Source organism: Aestuariibaculum lutulentum (assembly GCF_032926325.1).
Taxonomy (GTDB): Bacteria; Bacteroidota; Bacteroidia; order Flavobacteriales; family Flavobacteriaceae; genus Aestuariibaculum; species Aestuariibaculum lutulentum.
In genome coordinates this window covers 3,227,627-3,249,403 of sequence record NZ_CP136709.1, presented here as the reverse complement: position 1 = coordinate 3,249,403, position 21,777 = coordinate 3,227,627, and the positions used below count along the sequence as shown (strand labels likewise).

The 21,777-nt window shown below is 37.5% G+C and carries 8 protein-coding genes; 5 read left to right on the top strand and 3 right to left on the bottom strand.

Annotated features, from left to right (window positions below; genetic code table 11):
* Positions 1-135: 135 nt before the first annotated feature.
* A complete protein-coding gene (locus R1X58_RS13785) occupies positions 136-1,854 on the bottom strand; it encodes a T9SS type A sorting domain-containing protein (RefSeq protein ID WP_317292989.1) in 1,719 nt (572 codons plus the stop codon).
* Between the two features lie 763 nt (positions 1,855-2,617).
* On the opposite strand from R1X58_RS13785, the gene R1X58_RS13780 reads away from it, so the two are divergent.
* Positions 2,618-3,454, top strand: a complete 837-nt coding sequence (locus tag R1X58_RS13780; protein ID WP_240573893.1) for a T9SS-dependent choice-of-anchor J family protein — start codon at positions 2,618-2,620, stop codon at positions 3,452-3,454.
* Between the two features lie 63 nt (positions 3,455-3,517).
* Here the strand turns inward: R1X58_RS13780 and R1X58_RS13775 are convergent, their stop codons facing one another.
* On the bottom strand, positions 3,518-12,847 hold the full coding sequence (locus tag R1X58_RS13775; protein WP_317292988.1) for a T9SS type A sorting domain-containing protein: 9,330 nt from the start codon (positions 12,845-12,847) through the stop codon (positions 3,518-3,520).
* A gap of 722 nt (positions 12,848-13,569) precedes the next feature.
* Between R1X58_RS13775 and R1X58_RS13770 the strand changes: the two genes are divergently transcribed.
* Entirely contained in the window at positions 13,570-14,946 is a 1,377-nt protein-coding gene (locus R1X58_RS13770) for a TlpA family protein disulfide reductase (protein ID WP_240573902.1), read from the top strand.
* A gap of 49 nt (positions 14,947-14,995) precedes the next feature.
* On the opposite strand, the gene R1X58_RS13765 is transcribed toward R1X58_RS13770, so the two are convergent.
* On the bottom strand, positions 14,996-16,552 hold the full coding sequence (locus tag R1X58_RS13765) for an NAD(P)H-hydrate dehydratase (RefSeq protein WP_240573921.1): 1,557 nt from the start codon (positions 16,550-16,552) through the stop codon (positions 14,996-14,998).
* 395 nt (positions 16,553-16,947) lie between these two features.
* Here R1X58_RS13765 and thrA point away from each other — a divergent pair, with 395 nt between their 5' ends.
* From thrA to thrC, 3 genes are all read left to right on the top strand, one after another.
* Positions 16,948-19,395, top strand: a complete 2,448-nt coding sequence (thrA, locus tag R1X58_RS13760; RefSeq protein ID WP_240573923.1) for a bifunctional aspartate kinase/homoserine dehydrogenase I — start codon at positions 16,948-16,950, stop codon at positions 19,393-19,395.
* Positions 19,396-19,489: 94 nt separating this feature from the next.
* Positions 19,490-20,413: a homoserine kinase gene (locus tag R1X58_RS13755; RefSeq protein WP_240574640.1), complete on the top strand. Its 924-nt coding sequence runs from the start codon at positions 19,490-19,492 to the stop codon at positions 20,411-20,413.
* A 25-nt stretch (positions 20,414-20,438) separates the two neighbouring features.
* Complete coding sequence (gene thrC, locus R1X58_RS13750) at positions 20,439-21,731, top strand: threonine synthase (RefSeq protein ID WP_240573925.1); 1,293 nt, start codon at positions 20,439-20,441, stop codon at positions 21,729-21,731.
* Positions 21,732-21,777: the final 46 nt, after the last annotated feature.

The window sequence follows — 21,777 nt, the reverse complement described above, 5'->3', positions numbered from 1 at the left end:
GATTTTAATTTACCTCCATAAATATAAGAAAATATAATCAGTTTTTCAAACAGATATTCAATGTTTTATAAAAAATAGAATATTGAACTTGTTTATTCGATAAAATCTAAAGGTTGTAGAAATAATTAACATAAGTTAATTAATAATCAGTTTTTTTCTTATACTCCCTTGATCTGAAAGAATATTTAACAAGTAGACACCACTTGTTAAATGGCTCACATTAACTTCTTTTTGAAAAATATTATCATTGTCTAATCTTTTAAAGACTTCTCTTCCTTGTATATTATATATGGTTATACTTTTAATAAGCAGGTGATGATTGTTTTTAATAAAAAGAGTGTTCTTTACTGGATTCGGATAAATACTAAATTGAGATGTTACTTCAACATCTTCATTACTTAGTATAGCACAAGAAGCAGAAACCATACTTAATTCTCCACAAACATCACCTGAAGTACTTCGACTTTGAACATCCTGTGCTCCCTCTATATCAATAGCATTTAATTTTCTTAAAGTTTCGCCAGACTCCAAAGAAAAGTGCATAATAATATCGGGGTTTACCACATGCCCTAATTGATGTCCATGACCTAATTCATGAACCGTAACACTTTCGAAGTCTACCTGAGTACTGATAGGTTCGGCTGTACTGTAATTCCAGTTGACACTTCTGTTAAATATGATATCCATTTCTACAACATACCACTTTATTGCACCATCCTGAACGCATCCTGCATATCTTGAAAAACACTGTCCTAATGTGGTTGCTCCAATGTTATCAGTAAATGTAATGGTATTCAAATTATCATAAAGATTATATTTGGTAAGTGTAGTGATTTCAGAAGAAACCTCCCAATTAATACCTGTTTCGCATTTCCATGTGTTCAAGGCTCTTGTAAAGGCTGCATTTGCATCAGAATTATAAAATTCTTCATTCATAAACCAAGTGTAGCCGCCATTATTATTCTTATCGACATGTTGAGTTTGATAGGCTCTACCGTTATAATTGAGATTAACTTCGGCATAATCTATAACAAGTTTTTCTGTAGACTTTATAGTGCCATTGTCAATTGTATTCACTTTTACATAACCGGTTCCTGCGTAATCTGGTATTTCAACTTCAATTTGCGTGTTTGTCCAACTCATAATCTGACTTCCTAACGTTTCCGCATAAAAAAATCCACCTAAATTAGCATCGCTAAACGAAACAGATCCTTTGACATCGCCAAAACCACTACCATTTATGGTAAGAATGCTTTTAGTTCCGGCAGTAAAACGTGCTCCGTTAAACGAAGCCATTGTTAAAGTAGTGTTGGTAACTAAATTACTCTGAATTACCTGATCTTGAATTTCTCCATTCATCTCTAGCTCATTTGATTTCAGAATTTCAGGATTCTTTTGTGTTTGCTTAATTATGTCATTGTAAAGTTTAATAGAAATATTATCATAAATAGCTCCTCCATTACTGGCAACATTTCCTTTTACATCATATTTATAGAATCCTTGTAAATCACCAACTGACTGAAATAACTTATTACGATTCTTACTGGTTAAATTTTTATCAGATATTTCGTCTAAAATGAACATGCCAAAATCTCCTTTTTTTAGTTGAAGACTATGCGATACAATAATAGCATCAAGATCCACTACTCCTCCATTAGTAATTACTTCTACTGTTTTTAAAAGTTCTCCTTTAAAAACTTTATTCACTTCAATGATTTGCCGAGTAAATATATTTTGATGAGCATCATCCCAAAAGGATTCTTGAGAAATGACTTTTCCTTCTACAACTTGTTTGGATTGCTTAATCTGGTTTGATAGATTTGCTTTTATTGAAGAATGGTTTTGAGCTGCCATTGTAAAGGTTGTGACTAGAAAAAAACTAGTCATTAACCTACTTAGGGTAGATGTAAAGTTTTTCATAGTTTGGGGTGTTTCTTATTGAAAATTACAAAAAGACTACTTTTAATCGGATTTTTTAACAGTTTAATCGATAAAAAGCTGTTTTACACGTAATAAAATCAGAAAAAACACATAATTTGCTATTAATCGGTTTTATATTAAGTGATTATTGAAATAATAGTTTAATAGAATAAGAATTACTTTCTGAAAAATAAAATTCCTACACACAAGTAAATCAATAGGTTAAATTAAAAAAACCAGGCAAATGTATTAATTTGTTAGTCAAATCAAAATGATATCTATATTTTAACAAATCTTTTAACGGTAATTTTATCCGACGAATTACATGTCCTAAGAGAAGTAATATTCAATATTAAATTGAACAGAATTTATTTATAAAACCGTAAAAATTAACGTTCTGAAACATTCAAAAACTTTTGTAATACAATTACCCAAAACGAGGTAGACTATTTCTTTAATGATAACTTGTTAATATTTAACGTAGTACAAAATCATAGTTATCTTAAATAAATCTATTTTTGCCGATTCAATCATAAAGTTAGTAGGAGATATAATATTATTATTGTTGTTAATAATAATAAATGTATTCATAATCTTACTTAAAAGTTAAAAAATAACGCATTTCATCGATTAAACATCGTTTTTATTCGATTAAATGTATTTGTTATTATTTTTACCTCAAATTAAATTATTGATTATGAGAACATTATTACTTTTTATTGGTTTGAGTATGACTATTTTCAATCATGCCCAGTCTTGTTATGGTACCTTACCAGTATCAGATAATTTTGATGATCAAACTACAGTTGGCGTTTGTTGGGATTTAATAGATCAAGATGGAGATAACAACAATTGGATATGGTGGAATTATAGCGACACCTATGGCGGGTATAAAGTAATAGCTTCATATTCTTATTATACTTCTTCTGGTGCTTTAAATCCAGACAACTGGATTATTTCTTACCCTATAGACTTAACTTCTTTTTCATCCAGTGACAACATAGAGTTATCTTATAAAATTAGAAGTGCTTCTAAAAATTATGCACATGAATATTATACTGTATACGCCGCAACTGGAAAACAAACAACCACATTAGAAGCTAGTTCTGTAAAACAGAGTGCTTATGTTGATGATATTGGAGGAAATGGAGATTTTGTTGTTGCTAAATTAAATGTGTCTAGCCTTGCTGGTAACACGATATATATAGCTTTTAGACATCATAATTCTACTGACCAATCTAATATTGAAATCGATGAAGTCACCATTAGTTCCAAAACCCTTGGTATTGAAGATTTCGAATCCGATAATTTTTCGTTCTACTACTCAAAGAACAATAATAGCTTAGAACTGAAATCTGCAAATAAGCCAATTAGTAATATAACTATTTTTAACCTTTTAGGTCAGAATGTCTTGAGTAAAAATTTAAATGTTACTAATGAAAGTGTAAATATTAATTCTTTAACCAAAGGTGTTTACATTGCACAAATTACAATTGACAATTTCACAAAATCAATAAAATTTCTAATAAATTAGATATTATTATAATAAAAAAGGGAGCTTAATAGCTCCCTTTTAATTTGCTACAATTATTCTAAATTATTGTTTTTTGTTTGAAACAATTTTCTTAATCATAGTTCCTTTAGAACTTGTTATTCTTACAAATAACATTTGATCATCAAATAATGACAAGTCTAACTTAGTTTCTATTTTACTTCCTTTCGAATAACTATTATTTACAGTTTGTTTAAGTAAAGCGCCTTTCATATCGTACACTTCAATTGTAACATCTGTATCATAGTCAAACTTATAACTAATAGTAACTTCATTCTCATATGGAACGGGATAAGCAGTAAAGTACGCTGTCTCCTCTGTAGAATCAGTTTTCGCCATTAGCTCAGAATCAGGACAATTCGTATCACCACTTACATTTACTGTACCTCCATGAGATGTTTCTTCAGAACATTTACATACTTCCTCACAAACAACGCCATGAATTATTACATACAACTCAGTTCCTGGTAAATCTTCAATTTCTATGGTTAAATCTTCAACATAGTCGTATGATCCTCCTGGGTTGAAATTATATTGTCCTGGCGCTACTGTATATTCGCCTCTTTTTGTTGGATATAAATCACAACCAACATAAACATGCGCCTCACTCATTCCATAACCTTCAAACAAGTTGTATGATACGGTCATATTAGAACCATTATAGCTAACTGTCGCTGTACCTACATGTGCTCCTTTAGTTATATCACAATGCGCCGCTCCAGCATATAAATCCATAACATAATCTGTATCACTAGGTGCTACTAAATTAGTCCAGCCCCAACGGTTAAAGTCTCCACCATCTTCCCCAACGTTATCATCTAAGAAACATAAGGCGTCGGCACCGTTACGGGCAAACATGGTTTCGCAATTATCATATTTATCAAACTCACGAGTTATTGTAATTGTTTTAGTATCGAAGTTACCGCATACATCAAGAGGCGTTGTAAATACATAATCTGCCAATTCTGCGCAACCATCATTACTATAGCGAATATTTGTAGGTCCTACTGTTAATACTCCCGGAACACATCCAGTATAACTTGCTGTTAAAGACTCTGGAAAAGCACCATTACAAATGGTAGTTTCTCCTACATCTGGTAATATTATTACAACATCTGGTGCTGCTGTAATGGTAAAGGTTGCTTTATTATCTGAACCTGCATAACACACATCACTTACCTGATAGTTCAATTCTATACTTCCGCCACATACATCTGGCATCGCTGGTGTTACCTCAAATGCCCCTGATGGTGAACATCCGCCGCTTACACTAAACGCCGCTACAAAGGCATCCCACTGCGCTGCTATATCGCCGTCACATGCACTTACTGTCTTGTTGGCCGGAGTATCAATCGTTAAGTCTGGTGCTGCTGTAATGGTAAAGGTTGCTTTATTATCTGAACCTGCATAACACACATCACTTACCTGATAGTTCAATTCTATACTTCCGCCACATACATCTGGCATCGCTGGTGTTACCTCAAATGCCCCTGATGGTGAACATCCGCCGCTTACACTAAACGCCGCTACAAAGGCATCCCACTGCGCTGCTATATCGCCGTCACATGCACTTACTGTCTTGTTGGCCGGAGTATCAATCGTTAAGTCTGGTGCTGCTGTAATGGTAAAGGTTGCTTTATTATCTGAACCTGCATAACACACATCACTTACCTGATAGTTCAATTCTATACTTCCGCCACATACATCTGGCATCGCTGGTGTTACTTCAAATGCCCCTGATGGTGAACATCCGCCGCTTACACTAAACGCCGCTACAAAGGCATCCCACTGCGCTGCTATATCGCCATCACATGCACTTACTGTCTTGTTGGCCGGAGTATCAATCGTTAAGTCTGGTGCTGCTGTAATGGTAAAGGTTGCTTTATTATCTGAACCTGCATAACACACATCACTTACCTGATAGTTCAATTCTATACTTCCGCCACATACATCTGGCATCGCTGGTGTTACTTCAAATGCCCCTGATGGTGAACATCCGCCGCTTACACTAAACGCCGCTACAAAGGCATCCCACTGCGCTGCTATATCGCCATCACATGCACTTACTGTCTTGTTGGCCGGAGTATCAATCGTTAAGTCTGGTGCTGCTGTAATGGTAAAGGTTGCTTTATTATCTGAACCTGCATAACACACATCACTTACCTGATAGTTCAATTCTATACTTCCGCCACATACATCTGGCATCGCTGGTGTTACCTCAAATGCCCCTGATGGTGAACATCCGCCGCTTACACTAAACGCCGCTACAAAGGCATCCCACTGCGCTGCTATATCGCCGTCACATGCACTTACTGTCTTGTTGGCCGGAGTATCAATCGTTAAGTCTGGTGCTGCTGTAATGGTAAAGGTTGCTTTATTATCTGAACCTGCATAACACACATCACTTACCTGATAGTTCAATTCTATACTTCCCCCACATACATCTGGCATCGCTGGTGTTACCTCAAATGCCCCTGATGGTGAACATCCGCCGCTTACACTAAACGCCGCTACAAAGGCATCCCACTGCGCTGCTATATCGCCATCACATGCACTTACTGTCTTGTTGGCCGGAGTATCAATCGTTAAGTCTGGTGCTGCTGTAATGGTAAAGGTTGCTTTATTATCTGAACCTGCATAACACACATCACTTACCTGATAGTTCAATTCTATACTTCCGCCACATACATCTGGCATCGCTGGTGTTACCTCAAATGCCCCTGATGGTGAACATCCGCCGCTTACACTAAACGCCGCTACAAAGGCATCCCACTGCGCTGCTATATCGCCATCACATGCACTTACTGTCTTGTTGGCCGGAGTATCAATCGTTAAGTCTGGTGCTGCTGTAATGGTAAAGGTTGCTTTATTATCTGAACCTGCATAACACACATCACTTACCTGATAGTTCAATTCTATACTTCCCCCACATACATCTGGCATCGCTGGTGTTACCTCAAATGCCCCTGATGGTGAACATCCGCCGCTTACACTAAACGCCGCTACAAAGGCATCCCACTGCGCTGCTATATCGCCGTCACATGCACTTACTGTCTTGTTGGCCGGAGTATCAATCGTTAAGTCTGGTGCTGCTGTAATGGTAAAGGTTGCTTTATTATCTGAACCTGCATAACACACATCACTTACCTGATAGTTCAATTCTATACTTCCGCCACATACATCTGGCATCGCTGGTGTTACCTCAAATGCCCCTGATGGTGAACATCCGCCGCTTACACTAAACGCCGCTACAAAGGCATCCCACTGCGCTGCTATATCGCCGTCACATGCACTTACTGTCTTGTTGGCCGGAGTATCAATCGTTAAGTCTGGTGCTGCTGTAATGGTAAAGGTTGCTTTATTATCTGAACCTGCATAACACACATCACTTACCTGATAGTTCAATTCTATACTTCCGCCACATACATCTGGCATCGCTGGTGTTACCTCAAATGCCCCTGATGGTGAACATCCGCCGCTTACACTAAACGCCGCTACAAAGGCATCCCACTGCGCTGCTATATCGCCGTCACATGCACTTACTGTCTTGTTGGCCGGAGTATCAATCGTTAAGTCTGGTGCTGCTGTAATGGTAAAGGTTGCTTTATTATCTGAACCTGCATAACACACATCACTTACCTGATAGTTCAATTCTATACTTCCGCCACATACATCTGGCATCGCTGGTGTTACTTCAAATGCCCCTGATGGTGAACATCCGCCGCTTACACTAAACGCCGCTACAAAGGCATCCCACTGCGCTGCTATATCGCCATCACATGCACTTACTGTCTTGTTGGCCGGAGTATCAATCGTTAAGTCTGGTGCTGCTGTAATGGTAAAGGTTGCTTTATTATCTGAACCTGCATAACACACATCACTTACCTGATAGTTCAATTCTATACTTCCGCCACATACATCTGGCATCGCTGGTGTTACCTCAAATGCCCCTGATGGTGAACATCCGCCGCTTACACTAAACGCCGCTACAAAGGCATCCCACTGCGCTGCTATATCGCCATCACATGCACTTACTGTCTTGTTGGCCGGAGTATCAATCGTTAAGTCTGGTGCTGCTGTAATGGTAAAGGTTGCTTTATTATCTGAACCTGCATAACACACATCACTTACCTGATAGTTCAATTCTATACTTCCGCCACATACATCTGGCATCGCTGGTGTTACCTCAAATGCCCCTGATGGTGAACATCCGCCGCTTACACTAAACGCCGCTACAAAGGCATCCCACTGCGCTGCTATATCGCCGTCACATGCACTTACTGTCTTGTTGGCCGGAGTATCAATCGTTAAGTCTGGTGCTGCTGTAATGGTAAAGGTTGCTTTATTATCTGAACCTGCATAACACACATCACTTACCTGATAGTTCAATTCTATACTTCCGCCACATACATCTGGCATCGCTGGTGTTACCTCAAATGCCCCTGATGGTGAACATCCGCCGCTTACACTAAACGCCGCTACAAAGGCATCCCACTGCGCTGCTATATCGCCGTCACATGCACTTACTGTCTTGTTGGCCGGAGTATCAATCGTTAAGTCTGGTGCTGCTGTAATGGTAAAGGTTGCTTTATTATCTGAACCTGCATAACACACATCACTTACCTGATAGTTCAATTCTATACTTCCGCCACATACATCTGGCATCGCTGGTGTTACCTCAAATGCCCCTGATGGTGAACATCCGCCGCTTACACTAAACGCCGCTACAAAGGCATCCCACTGCGCTGCTATATCGCCGTCACATGCACTTACTGTCTTGTTGGCCGGAGTATCAATCGTTAAGTCTGGTGCTGCTGTAATGGTAAAGGTTGCTTTATTATCTGAACCTGCATAACACACATCACTTACCTGATAGTTCAATTCTATACTTCCGCCACATACATCTGGCATCGCTGGTGTTACTTCAAATGCCCCTGATGGTGAACATCCGCCGCTTACACTAAACGCCGCTACAAAGGCATCCCACTGCGCTGCTATATCGCCATCACATGCACTTACTGTCTTGTTGGCCGGAGTATCAATCGTTAAGTCTGGTGCTGCTGTAATGGTAAAGGTTGCTTTATTATCTGAACCTGCATAACACACATCACTTACCTGATAGTTCAATTCTATACTTCCGCCACATACATCTGGCATCGCTGGTGTTACTTCAAATGCCCCTGATGGTGAACATCCGCCGCTTACACTAAACGCCGCTACAAAGGCATCCCACTGCGCTGCTATATCGCCGTCACATGCACTTACTGTCTTGTTGGCCGGAGTATCAATCGTTAAGTCTGGTGCTGCTGTAATGGTAAAGGTTGCTTTATTATCTGAACCTGCATAACACACATCACTTACCTGATAGTTCAATTCTATACTTCCGCCACATACATCTGGCATCGCTGGTGTTACCTCAAATGCCCCTGATGGTGAACATCCGCCGCTTACACTAAACGCCGCTACAAAGGCATCCCACTGCGCTGCTATATCGCCGTCACATGCACTTACTGTCTTGTTGGCCGGAGTATCAATCGTTAAGTCTGGTGCTGCTGTAATGGTAAAGGTTGCTTTATTATCTGAACCTGCATAACACACATCACTTACCTGATAGTTCAATTCTATACTTCCGCCACATACATCTGGCATCGCTGGTGTTACCTCAAATGCCCCTGATGGTGAACATCCGCCGCTTACACTAAACGCCGCTACAAAGGCATCCCACTGCGCTGCTATATCGCCGTCACATGCACTTACTGTCTTGTTGGCCGGAGTATCAATCGTTAAGTCTGGTGCTGCTGTAATGGTAAAGGTTGCTTTATTATCTGAACCTGCATAACACACATCACTTACCTGATAGTTCAATTCTATACTTCCGCCACATACATCTGGCATCGCTGGTGTTACCTCAAATGCCCCTGATGGTGAACATCCGCCGCTTACACTAAACGCCGCTACAAAGGCATCCCACTGCGCTGCTATATCGCCGTCACATGCACTTACTGTCTTGTTGGCCGGAGTATCAATCGTTAAGTCTGGTGCTGCTGTAATGGTAAAGGTTGCTTTATTATCTGAACCTGCATAACACACATCACTTACCTGATAGTTCAATTCTATACTTCCCCCACATACATCTGGCATCGCTGGTGTTACCTCAAATGCCCCTGATGGTGAACATCCGCCGCTTACACTAAACGCCGCTACAAAGGCATCCCACTGCGCTGCTATATCGCCGTCACATGCACTTACTGTCTTGTTGGCCGGAGTATCAATCGTTAAGTCTGGTGCTGCTGTAATGGTAAAGGTTGCTTTATTATCTGAACCTGCATAACACACATCACTTACCTGATAGTTCAATTCTATACTTCCGCCACATACATCTGGCATCGCTGGTGTTACCTCAAATGCCCCTGATGGTGAACATCCGCCGCTTACACTAAACGCCGCTACAAAGGCATCCCACTGCGCTGCTATATCGCCGTCACATGCACTTACTGTCTTGTTGGCCGGAGTATCAATCGTTAAGTCTGGTGCTGCTGTAATGGTAAAGGTTGCTTTATTATCTGAACCTGCATAACACACATCACTTACCTGATAGTTCAATTCTATACTTCCGCCACATACATCTGGCATCGCTGGTGTTACTTCAAATGCCCCTGATGGTGAACATCCGCCGCTTACACTAAACGCCGCTACAAAGGCATCCCACTGCGCTGCTATATCGCCATCACATGCACTTACTGTCTTGTTGGCCGGAGTATCAATCGTTAAGTCTGGTGCTGCTGTAATGGTAAAGGTTGCTTTATTATCTGAACCTGCATAACACACATCACTTACCTGATAGTTCAATTCTATACTTCCGCCACATACATCTGGCATCGCTGGTGTTACCTCAAATGCCCCTGATGGTGAACATCCGCCGCTTACACTAAACGCCGCTACAAAGGCATCCCACTGCGCTGCTATATCGCCATCACATGCACTTACTGTCTTGTTGGCCGGAGTATCAATCGTTAAGTCTGGTGCTGCTGTAATGGTAAAGGTTGCTTTATTATCTGAACCTGCATAACACACATCACTTACCTGATAGTTCAATTCTATACTTCCGCCACATACATCTGGCATCGCTGGTGTTACCTCAAATGCCCCTGATGGTGAACATCCGCCGCTTACACTAAACGCCGCTACAAAGGCATCCCACTGCGCTGCTATATCGCCGTCACATGCACTTACTGTCTTGTTGGCCGGAGTATCAATCGTTAAGTCTGGTGCTGAATCTACTGTAAAAGTTGCTGAACATGTTAAACCATCAACAACACATTCATCCGATGCTATAATTTCAATAGTTATTTCTCCGCCACAAATATCTGGAGCCATAATTTCATCTAAACTTCCAATAGGGTCTTCTCCATTAATACTGTACATCACTGACTCTTGAGTGTCACCAACTTGATAAGTAAATAATGCTTTCCAATCATTAAAAGCTGTGTTGAGATCTTCTTGTGAAGTACAAGCAACAACACCATCATCTTCAGGACAGGATATTGTTATAGCCTCCAAAACCGTTAAAGTAAATGATCCTATGGCAAAACAATTTGAAGACGTATTATCTACTCTAGCAAATATTTCATCGTTTCCTGACACATAACTCTCAGGAGAACCTATAGCGTTTTCGTTATTTTCAGCATCTTCTAGGGATAAGAAAAAGCTAGCAGTTTCATCAACACCTAAGTCTCCACCGGCATTAATTCCGTTATTCAAATTAAAGCTTGCTGTTCCTGTACTTCCTCCTTCTTCACATAAAGTTAAAGGTCCGAATTCTGGAGCCGGAGGCGTATTTAACCTAACAGTAAATTGAAATGGAGCAAAACATGCATCAGGCTCTGTTGACCTTACTTTGGCATATACAACATTATCTGTATTTAATGTTAAACCTCCAACTAAATCACCAAATTTGGTAATTAATTCTTCTCTATTAACATCCTTAAACCATTCAAAATTTAAATCGGCAAAAGTTAAGTCATTATTTTCAAGTAACACTTTAAGTTCTTCCAATAATGTTACCAAATTTGTTTTAAAATTATCTAATGTCGTTTCATCGTCAGGAGCGGTTATCTCATCAGTACAATATGAAAATATTGGAGCACTCTGTACGTTTGGAGGCACCCTAATACCAAAAACACCTGTACCAAATCCTGTTGGAGTACATTCTGTTTCACTTGTAGCGATAACATAATAAGTCCCTATATCACTAGGGCCGGCTGCTTCAAAGGAAAGTATATTACTTCCATCCCCTACATCGTTGGCAGAATCTGGCATGCCATCATTCCAATCGGCTTCCTTATACCATTCAAATGTGTAACCATCTGGTGAAACTTCATCGTTATTAGCATCATAAAGTGTCGCTGTTAAACTTCCCATATCTCCAGCACAAACCGTTGTACTAGATGCCTGAATAGTTGGAGCTATATTAAAACTACCACCAACAAAATCTTTCGAATCTGCGGTTAATTCAGCTGAAGACCTGGTTTCTAACATCCATGTAGCTGAGCAAAGTAATTGTTGAGGATTATCAGTTAAATTAAATACTTCTGTAATGTCTATAACTCCTTCATAGAACTCATTATAATCATATTTTATTTGCCCCGTAGGAACAATGAAATTAGATGGCACATCAACCATCTCTGCATTATTCTGACCTACTTGTGAAGCGGTTCCTATCGGGAAAAATGATCTGTCCGCTTGCTTATTACCTCCAACGGTTCCATTTCCTTTCCCTACCCATTTAAAAACCGTTACAGCGGCATCACGTCCACCTCCGGTAAAATCGGCAAGTAATAATAAATCTCCAACACAATCCTCCAACCCATAAGTTCCTCCTTCTGGTTTTGGTTCACCAAAATTCGTATAATGATTCGGTGAGAAAATTTTATTTCCATCAGCGTCTATAGTAGCTTGAGACCCACCTAGTAAAAACCAGAATCCAATATAACCTGTACCGTTGTTGCTTTCTCTATCACCTGCAAAAAATAAATAAGTATGATTAGAGTCATAGGCTCCGAAATCACTTGTACAACCTGGCGCCCCTGTGATACCTGTAAAGATAACGGCGGCACCATTCATAATATCGCTTTTCGCCTGCATTGGGCTGTAAGTCCAAGTACTGTAATCTGGTGTTGGTGAGTAATCCCCCCATGCTTTAAAATCTTTACCGCTAGTAAAGATGTCATCCTCATTACCTATAAAGGTGTCATGACGAAGTTCAAAAGTTGCCTGTTCAATTACAGTAGACCCATCCCATTCAGTAGAATTACCATCAATACATGGTACTCCAATTTGAGCCGAAACTGTACTTGAAAAAAACAAAAAAAGCATAACCGTAAAGATACTGGCTATACTTGCAAACCGTTTCCGAAAAGAACTCCAGAAACAGCAAAAATAACTCAAGAATGTAGCGTTCTTGTTGTAGTTAGTAAAGTTGTTCATTAACATAACAGTAGTTTTAATTAGTAAAAAATGTTAACACAACAATCGTAAAGTTCAAATTATATAAAATCACAAAATGATTTAACACAACTTGCTAGTAAAAGGCTGATAAGTGGGCTTTTAAACCACAACAGAAATGAAGTTTCAATAAATAGTAAAATTGAGGGCTTTTACAAAAGCCACAACAAAAGGAAATTAACTTATAACTTAAGGAGTAATATTACAACCTAAGTTTACTTACTGTACAAGGTGATTAAGAGGGCATTCTTAAATTTTGCTATTAACCAAAATGCGCTTCTAATTAAAAAGAGGATACCACAAAAAAATAAGGCAAGTGAATGTGAGAATGGGTTTGATAAAATTATGTAATAAAATACTGTTTTACAAGTAGTTTTTAACTTATCATTAACTTTTAGACAACCTGCACATTAAACCGATGAAGAGCCCTCCTTGAAATCACTTCAGCCGACATATCTTCCCTTTCATAGAATATATGCATTTTTAGCATCTCCGCTTAAAACCACCTATTATCAATCGTTAATATTAAGTGAAAGTTGCCTGCTAAACCATGTGTTTTTATATTTTTGAGAACATTAAATCTAAAATCAAACATGAAAAAACTACTAATCTTATCTACAGCTGTTGCTATGATAGCCTGTAAAGAAACGCCACAAGTAGATTACGCCCTTATTGGTGGAACTATTACAAATTTTAAAACCAACACCAAAGTAACCATTAATACGCCTGATGGGTCTGTTAAAGAAGATTTAATGGTTGCTGAAAACGGCACTTTTGCAGATACTCTAAATACTAATAAAAATCTTTACGCTCTATACGACGGAAAGACACCTGTTTACCTTTATGTTGAACCTGGTTTTAATTTAAATGTTAATTATGATATTAACGATGTTCAAAATTCTTTAACTATTACAGGTAAGGGTGCTGAAATTAACAATTACTTAATTGCTAAAAGAAAAAAAGAAGGTGAACTTTTCGGTAATCCCAGAGAGACATATAAGCTTGAAGAAGCCGTTTATAAAGCTAAGTTAAATGATATTAAGACTGAACTTTCCGCTTTACTTAATGAAACTAAAGGTTTACCTGAAGAGTTTAAAGCCAAAGAGTTAAGAAATATAAATTACTTCTATTTAATGCTTCATGATAACTACGAAAATGCGCATCGAGCTTTAACGCAAAATCCAACATTCAAGGTTTCTGAAGAATTCATGAAAGAATTAGAAAACGTAGATTTTTCAAACCAAGAGGATTTTAAATACTCAACTTATTATAAAAACTTAGTGTCTGCTCACTACAGAAATAAAGCACAGGAATTAGTTAAAAATGATTCCATTGATTATGAAGTAGCTTACTTAAAATCTGTAGCAACAATTACCAATGCCGATATGAAAAATGCTTTGGCTTTCGAGTTTGCAAACCAATACATTGGTCGCGCAGAGGATGTTGAAGCGTTTTACAACTTATACATTGAAAACTCTACAAACTCAGAAAATAATGCCATTATCACTGAAAAATATAATAAGTTAATGGCCTTAGCGGAAGGAAAACCTTCTCCAACCTTTACCGATTATGTAAATTATGAAGGAGGAAAAACATCGCTTTCAGACTTAAAAGGAAAATATGTTTACGTTGATGTTTGGGCAACCTGGTGCGGACCATGTAAACGTGAAATTCCTTTCTTAAAGGAAGTTGAAGAAAAGTTTCATGATAACAAAATCGAATTTGTAAGTATTTCAATTGACCAACAAAAAGATTTTGAAAAATGGAAATCTATGGTTGCTGAAAAAGAACTTAAAGGTGTTCAGTTATTTGCTGATAGTGATTGGAAATCCTCTTTTGTTCAAAAGTACCAAATTAACGGTATTCCTCGTTTTATCTTAATCGATCCGAATGGAAATATTGTAAACTCGAATGCACCAAGACCTTCAGATCCTAAATTAACAGAATTATTTACCTCTTTAGATATTTAATTTAAATCATTATAACAACAAAAAAGGGCAGCTATTAGGCTGCCTTTTTTTATTTCTGTTCCTTGTTATTTTGTTCATCTTCCTGAGTTGGTTCTGGTCGTTTAAACAAATCCAGATATGCTTCACCGATATAATTAATAACATGACTGGCTGTTAAACTTTCATAACCATAATCTTCAACAGCAATATCTGCTGATTTTCCATGTAAATACACACCAAAAACAGATGCAATCAACGGATCGTAACCTTGTGCTATTAATCCTGTAATCATCCCCGTTAACACATCACCACTTCCAGCTGTGGCTAATCCCGGATTCCCAGTTGAATTGACATAAAGTTTCTCTTGATAGACTGTAATGGTATGTGCGCCTTTAATAATTACAATGACATTATGTTTTTTTGAGAAGGCTTTTACCTTATTAAGCTTATCAAAATCGTCAGTCCACTCGCCTATTAATCGTTCTAATTCTTTAGGATGTGGCGTTAAAACTGTTTCAGGTGGTAATAAGTCTAATAACTCAGGCGCTCTGGACAATATATTTATTCCGTCAGCATCTATTACGGACGGTATTTTATTTTCTTTAAAAAAAACTTCCAAAGCTTTAATTGTTGGCGCTGCAGTTCCAATTCCTACACCCAAACCTATAACCGTAGGCTTAATCACAAAAGAAATATTCGTGATTTTCTCCTCATTTTTATCAGTTATAACCATCGCTTCTGGAAATCCAGATTGCAAAGGTATATAGCCGCATTTTGGAACATAAGCCGTAACCAATCCTGAGCCCACCGTAAGGGCTGCTTTACTTGCCAAGGTTACCGCACCAATCTTTCCGTAGCTTCCTCCAATAATCAAACTATGGCCAAAACTACCTTTATGTGAAAATTTATCTCGCGGAATATATAAAGGAATAACTTCGTTTTTACCAATTAAATTAGCTTCAGTTTCCGTTTCAAAAATATATTGCTGGTCAAAACCAATATCTAATACTTCCCATTGATCTGTAAACTTTGCGGTTTCTGGCAAGAAGAACACGAGTTTAGGTGTAACAAAACTCAACGTATAATTCGCTTTCACGACACACAAATCACTTTCAGGAACTTTATCGGTTTGTAACCCGGAAGGAATATCTACCGACAAAGTAAAGGCTCTTGACTCATCAAAATGCTTAAACAATAATAAAACCCATTGCTGTATAGGTCGGTTTAAACCAATTCCGAAAACAGCATCAACAATTATATCGCGTTCTCCTATTTCAGGAAAGTCATCACCTTCCTTTAATAAGGTTGGCCAATCCTTTGTGGTTTGCTTAATTCGGTCGTAATTAATTAAAAAATCTTTAGAACGCTTATCACTATAATTAACGATATAGGTTTTTACATTATACCCATCCAGAATAAGATGCCTCGCCAAAACTAACCCATCACCTCCATTATTACCTATTCCACAAAAAACATGAATGGGTACTTGCTCACCCTGCATGCGCCGATGAAACCAATCAAAAATTGCCACTCCTGCGCGCTCCATAAGATCTGCAGACGATATTTGTTGACGTTCTACAGTTAAACGATCGCCTTCATAAACCTGTTCCTTCGAAAATATTTTCATTTATATTTTTATGTTTTAAAAAACTTCCTCTTTATAACTTCTTAATATTATCTTAAAATTATTTTGTTGAATATTCATTTCTCAATTCCTTTCGTGAATTTTATTAAACGAAAATCGATACAATATAAGAATACCGTAAAAAAATTAGATTTGTTTTTTTATTACATTAAAAATAATACTTTTGGAAAGTACTATTACAGAAATAATGAATCTTTTAACCCAAAATATTAGCACAATGCATCCTTTTTCTTCAAAAGGATACACTACTGTTTTCGGTACAACTACAATTATTACAACCCCTTGGGGTTGCTAATTATATATTCTTCAGGCTCATTGTGTAATTCTACAATTACAACCAAACAACATATTTAACTAAACAAACAATTTCTTAAAACATGAAAGTTTTAAAATTTGGAGGAACATCTGTAGGTTCATCGAAAAACATCAACAACGTTATAAATATATTAGAAAACTATTCTAAAAATGATACCATTGCTTGTGTGGTTTCGGCTGTTGGTGGCATTACAGACAAACTGCTTTTAGCTGGTAAACAGGCTCAAAATAAGGAGCAACAATATATCGACACTTTTAACTTAATTAAAGACATTCATTTTAACATTATTAATGAACTTAATTTAGGAAACAGTTCATCTATCATTTCTTTTGTAGATGAAAAACTAAGTGCGCTTAAAAGTTTATTAGATGGTATCTTTTTAATCAATGAATTATCGCCAAAAACATCTGATAAATTAGTTAGTTTCGGCGAATTATTATCATCGTATATTATTGCTGAAACGATGAAGAATCGTGGGATTTCAGCTGATTCTAAGAACTCACAGGAATTAATCATTACCAATTCCAACTTCACGAAAGCAGAAGTTAAATACGACTTAACAAATAAAAATATTCAGGACTATTTTAATAGTGCTACTCAAAAAATTACCATTCTTCCGGGGTTCATTTCAAAATCTAAATTAGGCGAACAAACTACTTTAGGTCGTGGAGGATCGGACTTTACAGCTGCTATTGTTGCCGCTGCTTTAAAAGTGGAACAATTAGAAATCTGGACAGATGTAAGTGGTATGTTTACGACTAATCCAAAACTGGTAAAGCAGGCCTACCCTATTGAAAAAATATCGTATCAGGAAGCTATGGAATTATCGCACTTTGGAGCTAAAGTATTATACCCTCCAACAGTGCAACCTGTACTGGACTTAAATATTCCTATTCATATAAAAAACACTTTAGAGCCGGAAGCTGCCGGAACCGTAATTTCTAACGATGAAGCTCCAGTAAATGGCTCGGTAGTAAAAGGTATTAGTAATATTAGTAACATTGCCTTGCTGACTTTAGAAGGTAGTGGTATGGTTGGTATTCCGGGTTTTTCGAAGCGTTTATTTGAAACCTTATCTCAGGAGAAAATTAATGTGATTTTAATCACTCAGGCGTCATCTGAACATTCTATATGCTTAGGTATTGATGAAAAAGATGCAGATTTAGCGAAATCGGCCATAGATGCGACGTTTGAAAACGAAATTCAGCTTCATAAAATCAATCCGATTATTGTTGAAACCGGTCTTTCAATCATTGCTTTAGTTGGTGATAACATGAAAAACCACCAGGGTATTAGCGGAAAAATGTTTAGTGCTTTGGGTAGAAACAATATTAACATTCGTGCCATTGCCCAAGGAGCATCAGAAAAAAACATTTCAACGGTTATTGCAGAAAAAGATGTAAAAAAGGCACTAAATACGTTACACGAGCAATTCTTCGAATCAAGAACAAAACAGCTAAACGTGTTTATTACCGGCGTTGGTAATGTGGGTGAAAAATTGGTAGAACAGATTAAACAACAACGTAAATATTTAAAAGAAAATTTAAAAATCAACTTACGTATAGCTGGTTTATCGAATTCAAGAAAAATGATTTTCAATGAAGACGGCATCGAATTAAGTGACTGGAAAGAACAACTTGAAAACGGTGAGCAGGCTTCTTTAGATGGTTTCTTCGAAAAAACAAAATCTTTAAACTTACGCAACAGTATTTTCGTTGACGTAACAGCAAATAAGGATGTGGCTTCACTATACGAAAAATATTTGCGTCAAAGTATAGGTGTAGTTGCCTGTAATAAAATTGCATGCTCAAGCGATTATGACAATTATAAATTACTGAAACGCCTATCTCTTAAATACAATGCACCGTTTTTATTTGAAACTAATGTTGGCGCCGGTCTGCCTATCATGGATACACTTAATAATCTGGTTGCTTCTGGAGATAAAGTGACTTCCATTCATGCGGTATTATCAGGGAGTTTAAACTTTGTTTTTAATAATTTTAATGATACAAATAAGTTCTATGATATTGTAAAACAGGCTGCAGCCGAAGGCTATACAGAACCTGACCCACGAATTGATTTAAGTGGTGTTGATGTGGCTAGAAAAATTTTAATTCTTGCCAGAGAAAGCGGTGTCGAAATGAATTTAGAAGATATTGAAAACACACCTTTCTTGTCGGAAGCCGGTTTAAAAAGTGACTCTGTAGACGATTTCTATCAGACTTTAATTGAAGATGAAGCTCATTACCAGGCTTTATATACTTCCGCGAAAGCGAAAGACTGTCAGTTAAAATATGTAGCACAATTCAATAACGGAAAAGCAAGTGTAAGCTTACAGGAAATACCAAGCGATCATCCGTTTTATAATTTGAAAGGTAGCGATAACATTGTCATGTTCTACACCAACCGTTACGCGAACCAACCAATGATTATAAAAGGAGCCGGTGCTGGTGCCGATGTAACGGCTTCTGGTTTATTTGCCGATATAATAAGAATTGGAAATAATTAAAACTGTTATCTAACTAAAACAAGAAAAGATGACATTATACAAACAAAATTCCAGCTTTTGCTCAAGTGCTGCTGAGAACTATTTATTAGAAAAAATGAACGAAATAAAAATATTTTCACCTGCTACCGTTGCCAATGTGGCTTGTGGTTTCGATGTTTTAGGATTTTGCCTTGACAGTGTTGGAGACGATATGGTTATTAGAAAGGTTGAACGAAAAGGCATCCATATCACACATATTGAAGGTTTCGATTTACCTTATAACGCTGAGGAAAATGTGGCTGGTGTTTCTGCTTTAGCCATGTACAATGCTATAGATGTGGATTTCGGTTTCGAAATTGAAATTTACAAAAACATCAAGCCAGGAAGTGGTATAGGCAGTAGTGCTGCAAGTGCCGTAGGAAGTGTTTTTGGAATGAACGAGCTTATTGGTCGTCCGTTTAACAAAACACAATTAACCGAATTTGCTATTAAAGGTGAAGCTTTAGCCAGTAAATGTGAACACGCCGATAACCTCGCTCCCGCTATGTTTGGTGGCTTTACTTTGGTAAAAAGTATCAGTCCTTTAGAGATTTTAGAAATCCCATCACCGAAAGATTTATACGCTACGATCATACATCCGCAAATAGAAATAAAAACTTCAGAAGCCAGAGCCATTCTTCCAAAAGAGGTGGCGTTAAGCAATGCCATTACGCAATGGGCTAACTTTGGAAGTTTAATTCATGGTTTACATACTAGCGATTATGGTTTAATTCACCGTTCACTTCAAGATGTCATTGTCGAACCTTACAGAAGTCAGTTGATTCCGCATTACCACGACGTTAAACAAGCTGTTATTGAAGTTGGGGCTTTAGGTGCCGGAATTTCAGGTTCAGGTCCTTCTATTTTTTCATTAAGTAAAGGGTTGGAAACTGCGCAAAAGGTTAAAGAAGCCATGAGTCAGGTTTACTCGAAGACAAATATTGATTTCGACATTCACGTAACTAAGATTAACACTAACGGAATTAAAGTTTTAAACTAACTATTCATCATTATTTGATAATAAAATGAACTATTACTCATTAAACCAACAAGCACCAAATACATCTTTTAGAGATGCCGTTATAAAAGGGTTGGCACCCGATAAAGGCTTATACTTCCCGGAAAGTATTACACCGCTTCCTCAGTCTTTTTTTGATAATATTGATAATTTGTCATATAGCGAAATTGCTTTCGAAGCTATTAAACAATTCGTTTCTCCTGAAATCCCGGAAGACATTCTAAAAACTATCGTTGAAGAAACATTGTCTTTCGATTTTCCGATAGTAAAATTAAATGACAACATTTCAACGCTTGAATTATTTCATGGCCCTACCATGGCGTTTAAAGATGTTGGAGCCCGTTTTATGGCACGTTGTTTAGGATATTTTAATCAAGATAACGATAAAGAGGTTACGGTTTTAGTTGCCACATCAGGGGATACTGGTGGTGCAGTTGCCAATGGTTTTTTAGGTGTAAAAGGTGTTAATGTCGTTATTCTTTACCCAAGTGGAAAAGTGAGCGATATTCAAGAAAAGCAGTTAACTACTCTCGGACAAAATATTAAAGCACTAGAAGTTAACGGCACGTTTGATGATTGCCAGGCCATGGTAAAAACGGCTTTCCTTGATGAAAGCTTAACCAGCCAAATGCAACTAACATCGGCTAACTCTATTAATGTAGCGCGTTGGTTACCTCAATTGTTCTATTTTATGTTTGCGTACAAGCAATTACATAAACAATATAAAGACATTGTGTTTTCTGTTCCAAGTGGAAACTTTGGTAATATCTGTGCAGGAATGATGGCGCAACAATTAGGTTTACCAATCAAGCACTTTGTAGCTTCAAACAATGCCAATAATGTAGTAACTCGCTATTTAATCACCAAACTATACGAACCAAAACCATCGGTGCAAACCATAAGTAATGCCATGGATGTTGGAGCTCCAAGTAATTTTATCCGTATTCAGGAGATTTACAAAAACGATTTTGAAAACCTTAAAGAGAATTTAACCTCATTTAGTTATTCTGATGCTGAGACCAAAGAAGCGATGCTCGAAATGTATAAGGATTTCAACTACGTTGCCGATCCGCATGGCGCTGTGGGGTATTTAGGTTGTAAAGACTATTTAGAATTAGAACCAGATGCACATTGCGTATTTTTAGAAACTGCACACCCAACAAAATTCTTAGACGTTGTTGAAGAAGTTATTAAAGAAAAACAACCTTTACCAGAGCAAATTCAAGAAGTTATGGATAAGAAAAAGGAATCTGTAGTTATTTCTACTTACGATGATTTAAAAGATTTCCTTTTAAAATAATACTGAAAAGCGTTTCAAATTGAAACGCTTTTTTTTTGTTCGAACG